We start from the raw sequence: 8,396 nt of genomic DNA on the forward strand, positions 1-8,396 counted from the left end.
GCGCCGGACGGGCGGCGGCCGGCCGGCCGCTCTACCTGCCCCGGATCGACGTGCACTCGGCGGTCGTCAGCACCGCCCTACTCGACCTGGTCCCCGGGGTCACCGCGATGACCGGCTACCACCCCGACGGCCCGCTGACCGGCGCCGCCCACCACGCGGTGCGCGCCGCCGCCCACGACGCCGTCCCGCCCGCCCAGCGCGCCGAGGCCCAGCGGGCCGCGCTGCGCCACGCCGCCTCCCTGGGCATCGGCACGGTCCACGAGTGCGGCGGCCCCGACATCTCCGACGAGAACGACTTCACCGGGCTGCTGGAGCTGGCGGCGGAGCAGCCCGGCCCGCGCGTCTTCGGCTACTGGGCCGCCGAGGTGGCCGACGAGAAGGACGCCCGGCGCATCCGGGAACTCGGCGCCGTCGGCGCGGCCGGCGACCTCTTCGTGGACGGCTCGCTGGGCTCCCACACCGCCTGCCTGCACCAGCCGTACGCCGACGCCCCGCACTCAGGCACCGCCCACCTGGACGCCGCGCGGATCGCCGCCCATGTCGCCGCCTGCACGGAGGCGGGGCTCCAGGCCGGGTTCCACGCCATCGGCGACGCCGCCCTCACGGCGGTCGTGGAGGGCGTCCGGGCGGCCGCCGAGAAGGTGGGCCGGGCCCGCGTGCGCGCCGCCCGGCACCGGGTGGAGCACGCGGAGATGCTGACCCCCGAGACCATCGCCGCCTTCGCCGAACTGGGCCTCACCGCTTCGGTGCAGCCCGCCTTCGACGCGGCGTGGGGCGGCGAGGAGGGCATGTACGCCCAGCGGCTCGGCGCCGGGCGGGCCGCCACCCTCAACCCCTACGCGGCGCTCCTGCGGGCCGGGGTGCCGCTGGCCTTCGGCTCGGACAGCCCGGTGACCCCGCTGGACCCCTGGGGGACCGTCCGGGCCGCCGCCTTCCACCGGACCCTGGAGCACCGCGTCTCCGTGCGGGCGGCCTTCACCGCGCACACCCGGGGCGGCTGGCGGGCCCTGGGCCGGGACGACGCGGGGACGCTGGTGCCCGGCGCCCCGGCCGACTACGCGGTCTGGCGCACCGACGAGCTGGTGGTCCAGGCGCCGGACGACCGGGTCGCGCGCTGGTCGACCGACCCGCGGTCCGGGACGCCGGGGCTGCCGGACCTCACACCGGGGGCCGACCTGCCGGTCTGCCTGCGCACGGTCGTGTTCGGACAGACTGTCTACGTACGGCCGAACGAGTGACGTGCGGGTGTTCCGCTGAGCCGATCGAAGGCGGGCCGGTTCTTTTGCCACCAGGGGATCTTCCGGACTGACCAGGGCATTTCGGAAATCTTCGCAGGTCAGGCGGCTATTGACAGAATGCGCCCATCGGCCGGTAGGTTCGGCCGAGTCCACCACAGGACGTCCGACCGGTTGGACCTCCACGCAGTCGTCGAACGCCGCTGGGTCACGGGGTGGTGTGCCGCACCGGCGCACCACCACTGACAGCCAGGTTCAGCGCCCGCGCCTCGGGGGCGAGGGAAGATCCCAGCCGGTCGGAGGGTGTGACTCGGGTGGGGCCCGGACGTTCAGTAGACAACGGCTCTAGGTCGACCCGCAGCCAGCGGGCCCCAGGTCGGCCCGAAGGACGCCGGGCCCCGATCCGCACTTCTGTCCCTGATTCCGCTCTTCTGTCCGCCGCGGCTCCCGCGCCACCCCCACCGGGTCGCCGTCCCGGGCCGCCGCGCTCGATATGGTGTGCACCTGTGTACGGACGTGAGGGGCAGTAAGTGAACGACGGCGGTCAGCGGCAATTCGGCCCGCTCGGCAGTGTCTTGGTGATCATCCCGACCTACAACGAGGCCGAGAACATCAAGCCGATCGTGAGCCGGGTGCGTGCCGCCGTACCGGAGGCCCACGTGCTGGTCGCCGACGACAACAGCCCCGACGGCACCGGCAAGCTCGCCGACGAACTGGCCGCCGCCGACGACCAGGTCCACGTCCTGCACCGCAAGGGCAAGGAGGGGCTCGGCGCCGCCTACCTCGCCGGTTTCCGCTGGGGCATGGAGCACGACTACGGCGTCCTCGTCGAGATGGACGCGGACGGCTCCCACCAGCCCGAGGAACTGCCCCGGCTGCTCACCGCGCTCAAGGGCGCCGACCTGGTCCTGGGCTCCCGCTGGGTGCCCGGCGGCCGGGTGGTGAACTGGCCCAAGTCCCGCGAGTTCATCTCGCGCGGCGGCAGCACCTACTCCCGCCTCATGCTCGGCCTGCGCACCCGCGACGTCACCGGCGGCTACCGGGCCTTCCGTACCGAGACCCTCAAGGGCATCGGCCTGGACGAGGTCGCCTCGCAGGGCTACTGCTTCCAGGTCGACCTGGCCCGCCGCGCGGTCGAGGCCGGCTTCCACGTGGTCGAGGTGCCGATCACCTTCGTGGACCGCGAGATCGGCGACTCCAAGATGAGCCGGGACATCCTCGTCGAGGCCCTGTGGCGCGTCACGGCCTGGGGCGTCACCACCCGCACCAACAAGGTGCTGGGCCGCCGCACCAGCTAGAGGATGCGCCGGACGCCCCCGGGTCCGGTCACCCCCTTACGGCGTACGCACGCACGGCCAGGCACACTGGGGGCATGACGACCGGCACACCGCCTCCGACCGCCCGCAGGCGCTCGCGCGCCCGGACCTTCGTACCCCTCGCCGTCGCCGCCTGGGCGGTGCTGGAGATCTGGCTGCTGATCCTCGTGGCCGACGCCGCGGGCGGCCTGGCCGTCGTGATCCTGCTGGCCGCCGGCATCGTGTTCGGCGGCGCGGTCATCAAGCGGGCCGGCCGCCGCGCCTTCGCCAACCTCACCGAGACGCTCCAGCGGATGCCGGGGCAGCCGGGCGCGGACGGCTCGGTCCCCACCGCCCCGGAGAGCGGCCGCGGCAACGGCTTCCTGATGCTCGGCGGGCTCCTCATCATGATCCCGGGCCCGCTCTCGGACGTGGCCGGGCTGCTGCTCCTGGTGCCGCCCGTCCGGACCGCCCTCAGCCGGTACGCGGAGCGCTCCCTGGACCGGCGCATGCGCAAGGCGGCGCCCGGCGGCTTCTCGGACGCCTTCCAGCAGGCCCGTATCCACCGCCCGGACGGCAAGGTCGTCCAGGGCGAGGTCATCCGCGACGAGCCGTCCGGCCCGGACGCGGGCCCGAACGACGAACCGCGCCCCCCGCTGACCCGGTGAGCGGAGCCCGCCCGCAGCAGCAGAACCGCGGGCCGCGACACACAGTGCGTGTGTCGCGGCCCGCGGTTCTGTCGCTGTGCCGTACCTACCCGGTCAAGCAGACTTCCTGCTGTCCCGGGGGTGTACGGCGATGTTCATCGCCCCGGAGCGCAGGACGGCCAGCCGCTCGGCCAGCACCTCCTCCAGCTCCTCACGCGTGCGCCGCTCCATGAGCATGTCCCAGTGCGTACGCGCAGGCTTGCCCTTCTTCTCCTCGGGGCCGTCCCCGTCCACCAGGAGTGCCTGGGCGCCACACGCCTTGCACTCCCACTCCGGCGGAATTTCCGCCTCGACCGAGAACGGCATCTCAAATCGATGTCCGTTCTGGCATGCGTACTCCACCGCCTGGCGCGGGGCCAGATCGATGCCGCGGTCCGTCTCGTAGCTGGTAACCACGAGTCGCGTGCCGCGGAGAGCTCGCTCACTCATGAATCGTGCCTCCCGGGCTGGTCGCCCACAGGACAGGTGTCGCTGTCGTCGTCAAATCGGTCAACGTACGGTCGCCGGCAAAGATTCCCGTCGCCGGTCATGCGTCGCCCGTCGTGCCGCTGATCTTTCAGGTTTCCCAGGGTTCAAGTACCCGCCCTTACCCGGTTTGTCACATTTGACGGAGGACGTCACCCAACGATTCGGTGACTTCCACTCGAAGCAACGGTTATCCGGGGCAGGCCAAAGGCGTACACTACCGCCCTTTGACTTCAACGTCTAAATCCGATCGGGTACGGGGTTTCCCGCCGCCGCCACCGCCCGCTCGACCGGAACCCGCGCCAGCAGCACCGAACCCACCACGAAGAAGACCACCAGCGAGATGATCGCGTCCCGGTAGCTGCCGGTCAGCTGGTAGGCCAGCCCGAACACCAGGGGCCCCAGCCAGCTCAGCCCCCGGTCGCTCATCTCGTACGCCGAGAAGTACTCGGCCTCCTTGCCGCGCGGCACCAGATGGGAGAACAGGGACCGCGACAGCGCCTGGCTGCCGCCCAGCACGAGCCCGATCGCCGCCGCCAGCACATAGAAGAAGACCGGCGAACCGGCCGGCAGGAAGTACCCGGCGACCAGGATCAGCGTCCACACCGCCAGCGAGCCCAGGATCGTGCGCTTCGCCCCGTACACCCGGGCCAGCCGCCCCATCGCCAGCGCCCCGGCCACCGCCAGCACCTGCACCAGCAGCACCGCCGTGATCAGCGTGGACTGCCCCAGGCCCAGCTCCTCGGAGCCGTACACCGACGCCTGCGAGATCACCGTCTGCACGCCGTCGTTGTAGACGAGGTACGCCAGCAGGAAGGACAGCGTCAGCGGATGGCGCCGCATGTCGGCCAGGGTCGCCCGCAGCTGCCGCCACCCCGAGCCCACCGGCGCGCCCCGGCTGCCCGGGGCCACCTTCCGGTCCCGCAGCCGGCGCAGCGGGATCACCGTGAACACGCCCCACCACACACCCGCCGACGCCAGGCAGATCCGGACCGCCTCGGACTCGGAGAGCCCGAACGAGTCGTGGCCCGAGTACAGCACCAGGTTCAGGACCAGGACCAGCGCCCCGGAGGTGTAGCCGAACGCCCAGCCCCGCGAGGAGACGTCGTCGCGCTCGTCGGGCTCCGCGATCTGCGGCAGATAGGCGTTGTAGAGCATCATCGCCACCGCCGTCGCCGCGTTCGCCACGATGAGCAGGAAGGCGCCGAGCAGATAGCGGTGGCCGTCCAGGAAGAACATCGCCGCCGTCGCGGTGGCCCCGGTGTAGGCCGCCACCGCGAGCAGCGGCTTCTTGCGCCCCGTACGGTCGGCCGCCGCGCCCACCACGGGCATCAGCACGATCGCCAGGACGAGCGAGGCGGACACCGAGTACGCGAACAGCGACCCGGCGCGGACCGGGATGCCCAGCGGGTGCACGAAGCCGTCCGGGTCCGCCGCGGCCTTCGCGACCGACGTCAGGTACGGGCCCAGGAAGACCGTGAGGACGCTCGTGGAGTAGACGGAGCACGCGAAGTCGTAGAAGTACCAGCCGCGCTGCTCCCTGCGCCGCGCCGCCGCGTCCTGCGGGCCCGGCGTGCCGCCGGCCGGCTCGGCGGTGTCTGCGGTTCCGGCCGTCATGGTGCCCCCTGCGATCTCCCCGTGCGGACGCCGGCCGCACGGCGGCGGGTCAGACCCAGGCCCCCCGCTCGCTCAGCACCGTGCGCAGCGTCCCGATGTGATCGGTCATGATGCCATCCACGCCGAGGTCCAGGAGCGCGGCCATCCGTTCCGGTTCGTTCACCGTCCACACGTGCACCTGGAGCCCGCGCGCGTGGGCCGCCCGCACGAAGCGGCGGTCCACCACCCGGACGCCGTTCTGCCGCTCCGGAACCTGCGCGCACACCGCCCCGGACCGCAGCGCCGCCGGGATGCCGTACGAGCGCAGCCGCAGCCCGAGGACCCCGCGCACCCCGTACGAGGTCGCCAGGCGCGGCCCGGCCAGCCGCTGGGCCCGCGCGACCCGCGCTTCGGAGAACGAGCCGACGCACACCCGGTCCCAGGAGTCCGTCGCGCGGATCAGCGCCAGCAGCGGCTCCAGGGCGGCCTCCGCTTTGACGTCCACGTTCCACCGGGCCTGCGGGAACGCCTCCAGCAGCTCCTCGAACAGCGGCAGCGGCTCGCGCCCGGCGACCCGCGCCCGCCGTATCTCACTCCAGGGCAGCTCCGCCAGCCGGCCGCGGGCGTCCGTCACCCGGTCCAGCGTGGCGTCGTGGAAGGCCACCAGCCGGCCGTCCGCCGAGGCGTGCACATCGGTCTCGAAGTAGCGGTACCCGGCGTCGGCGGCCCGGCGGAAGGCGGCCGCCGTGTTCTCGATGCCGTCCGCGGCGCCGCCCCGGTGGGCGAAGGCGAGCGGAGCGGGGTGGTCCAGGTAGGGGTGGCGTTCGGAAGTCACCGGGGCAGTATGGACCGCCCGGGGCCGGCGGTCGCGGGGGAGCCGGGCTCCGGAAGCGCGAAGACCCGCAGGAAGACCTGCGCGAGCGGGCCGATGGCCAGGGCGTACAGGACCGTGCCGGCGCCGACCGAGCCGCCGAGCAGGAAGCCGCTGACCACGACCGCGACCTCCAGCACCGTGCGCACCAGCCGGATCGAGCGGCCGGTCCGCCGGTGCATCCCGGTCATCAGGCCGTCGCGGGGGCCGGGCCCGAACCGGGCGCTGATGTACAGGCCCGTCGCCACCCCGTTCAGCACGATCCCCGCCGCCATCACCCCCGCCCGCACCGCGAGCCCGTGCGCCTCCGGGACGAGCGCCAGCGTGGCGTCCATCGCGAGCCCCACCGCGAACACGTTGGAGACCGTGCCCAGGCCCGGCCGCTGCCGCAGCGGTATCCACAGCAGCAGCACGATCGCGCCGATGATGATCGACACCACGCCGATGCTGATGCCGGTCAGCTCCGCGAGCCCCTGGTGCAGCACGCCCCACGGCTCCAGGCCGAGACCGGCGACGACCAGCAGGGCCGAACTGGCCCCGTACAGCGCGAGCCCCGCGTACAGCTGGACCAGCCGCCGGACGAGGTGCGCCCGCTGCGGGGCGGCGGTCTCGGACAAGGGGTGCCCCCTGAAGTGGTGTGGGTGGACTGCTCCGTGTCACTCTGTGGCAGGTGATCGGCCGCCAACCATGGCCAATCCGAGGAAGGTGGACTGATTCTCATGGCGCAGTGGACTTCGGCGGTGGGGGCGGCGCAACTCGCCCGGCAGCTCCAGGCCCAGCAACAGCGGCCGGCCGGACCCGGCAGCCGCCGCCCGCCCGCCTACCGGGCCCTCGCCGACGGTATCCGGCTGCTCGTCCTGGAGGGGAGGGTCGCGGTCGCCGCCCGGCTCCCCGCCGAACGCGAACTGGCGCTGGCCCTCTCCGTCAGCCGCACCACGGTCGCCGCCGCCTACGAGGCGCTGCGGGCCGAGGGCTTCCTGGAGTCCCGGCGCGGCGCCGGCAGCTGGACGGCCGTCCCGGCCGGCAACCCGCTGCCCGCACGTGGCCTGGAACCGCTGCCGCCCGAGGCGCTGGGCTCCATGATCGACCTCGGCTGCGCCTCGCTGCCGGCCCCCGAGCCCTGGCTCACCCGCGCCGTCCAGGGGGCCCTGGAGGAGCTTCCGCCGTACGCCCACACGCACGGCGACTACCCGGCCGGGCTGCCCGCCCTGCGCCAGATGATCGCTGACCGGTACACCGCCCAGGGCATCCCCACCATGCCCGAGCAGATCATGGTCACCACCGGCGCCATGGGCGCGATCGACGCCATCTGCCACCTCTTCGCCGGGCGCGGCGAGCGGATCGCCGTGGAGTCCCCGAGCTACGCCAACATCCTCCAGCTGATGCGCGAGGCGGGCGCCCGGCTGGTGCCGGTGGCCATGGAGGAGGGGCTCGGCGGCTGGGACCTGGGCCGCTGGCGCCAGGTGCTGCGCGATGCCGCGCCCCGCCTCGGCTACGTCGTCGCCGACTTCCACAACCCCACCGGGGCCCTGGCCGACGAGGACCGCCGGCGGGCGCTGGTGGACGCCGCGCGCGCGGCCGGCACGGTCCTGGTGGTGGACGAGACGATGCGCGAACTGCACCTGGACGACGACCTGGAGATGCCGCGCCCGGTCTGCGCGTTCGACCCGGCCGGCAGCACGGTGCTGACCGTGGGATCGGCCAGCAAGGCCTTCTGGGCGGGCATGCGGATCGGCTGGGTACGCGCCGCCCCGGACGTGATCCGCAGCCTGGTCGCCGCCCGCGCGTACGCCGACATGGGCACCCCCGTCCTCGAACAGCTCGCGGTCAACTGGCTGATGCGCTCCGGGGGCTGGCAGGAGGCGGTGCGGCTGCGCCGCGAGCAGGCCCGCGACAACCGCGACGCGCTGGTGGCGGCGGTGCGCCGGGAGCTGCCGGAGTGGGAGTTCTCGGTGCCGGACGGCGGGCTGACGCTCTGGGTGCGCACGGGCGGCCTCTCCGGCTCGCGTCTCGCGGTGGCCGGCGAGGGCGTCGGCGTCCGGGTGCCGTCCGGGCCCCGGTTCGGGGTGGACGGTGCGTTCGAGGGGTACGTGCGGCTGCCGTTCACGGTGGGCGGCCCGGTGGCGGACGAGGCCGAACCGTTCGGACGAAACGCGGGGCCGCTACTTCCCCGCGGCCGAGGCCGCTACTTCCCCGCGGCCGGGGCGTCCTTCGCCAGGAAGGCGAG

General features: G+C 73.6%; 8 protein-coding genes. 4 read left to right on the forward strand and 4 right to left on the reverse strand.

Annotated features, from left to right (window positions below; all coding sequences use genetic code 11):
* From MHW47_RS28350 to fxsA, 3 genes are all read left to right on the forward strand, one after another.
* Window positions 1-1,238 (forward strand): amidohydrolase (locus MHW47_RS28350; RefSeq protein WP_239226608.1); only part of this gene is annotated, 1,238 nt, incomplete at its 5' end.
* 527 nt (window positions 1,239-1,765) lie between these two features.
* Entirely contained in the window at window positions 1,766-2,533 is a 768-nt protein-coding gene (locus MHW47_RS28355; RefSeq protein WP_239226609.1) for a polyprenol monophosphomannose synthase, read from the forward strand.
* Window positions 2,534-2,607: 74 nt separating this feature from the next.
* Window positions 2,608-3,198, forward strand: a complete 591-nt coding sequence (fxsA, locus tag MHW47_RS28360; RefSeq protein ID WP_239226610.1) for an FxsA family membrane protein — start codon at window positions 2,608-2,610, stop codon at window positions 3,196-3,198.
* A 93-nt stretch (window positions 3,199-3,291) separates the two neighbouring features.
* On the opposite strand, the gene MHW47_RS28365 is transcribed toward fxsA, so the two are convergent.
* The 4 genes from MHW47_RS28365 to MHW47_RS28380 all read right to left on the reverse strand — a co-directional run bounded on the left by MHW47_RS28365 (window position 3,292) and on the right by MHW47_RS28380 (window position 6,786).
* Entirely contained in the window at window positions 3,292-3,666 is a 375-nt protein-coding gene (locus MHW47_RS28365; RefSeq protein WP_003959706.1) for an RNA polymerase-binding protein RbpA, read from the reverse strand.
* A gap of 276 nt (window positions 3,667-3,942) precedes the next feature.
* Window positions 3,943-5,319 carry an MFS transporter gene (locus tag MHW47_RS28370; protein WP_239226611.1) on the reverse strand — a complete coding sequence of 459 codons (1,377 nt, stop codon included), beginning with the start codon at window positions 5,317-5,319 and terminating at the stop codon, window positions 3,943-3,945.
* Between the two features lie 49 nt (window positions 5,320-5,368).
* The gene (locus MHW47_RS28375) at window positions 5,369-6,133 is read right to left on the reverse strand and encodes a glycerophosphodiester phosphodiesterase (RefSeq protein ID WP_239226612.1); all 765 of its coding nucleotides are present in this window, start codon (window positions 6,131-6,133) and stop codon (window positions 5,369-5,371) included.
* Entirely contained in the window at window positions 6,130-6,786 is a 657-nt protein-coding gene (locus tag MHW47_RS28380) for a YitT family protein (protein WP_239226613.1), read from the reverse strand. The genes MHW47_RS28375 and MHW47_RS28380 overlap by 4 nt, the downstream gene beginning before the upstream one ends.
* A 102-nt stretch (window positions 6,787-6,888) precedes the next feature.
* Between MHW47_RS28380 and MHW47_RS28385 the strand changes: the two genes are divergently transcribed.
* Window positions 6,889-8,396, forward strand: a 1,508-nt coding sequence (locus MHW47_RS28385; protein WP_239226614.1) for a PLP-dependent aminotransferase family protein, incomplete at its 3' end; no start/stop codon positions are given.

Origin of the sequence: Streptomyces sp. OfavH-34-F (assembly GCF_022347745.1) — a bacterium.
Lineage (GTDB): Bacteria > Actinomycetota > Actinomycetes > Streptomycetales > Streptomycetaceae > Streptomyces.

Excerpts from the sequence above, each read along its gene's own strand:
- fxsA (WP_239226610.1), top strand. The coding sequence starts at position 2,608 with ATGACGACCGGCACACCGCCTCCGACCGCCCGCAGGCGCTCGCGCGCC.
- MHW47_RS28365 (WP_003959706.1), bottom strand. The coding sequence starts at position 3,666 with ATGAGTGAGCGAGCTCTCCGCGGCACGCGACTCGTGGTTACCAGCTAC.
- MHW47_RS28370 (WP_239226611.1), bottom strand. The coding sequence starts at position 5,319 with ATGACGGCCGGAACCGCAGACACCGCCGAGCCGGCCGGCGGCACGCCG.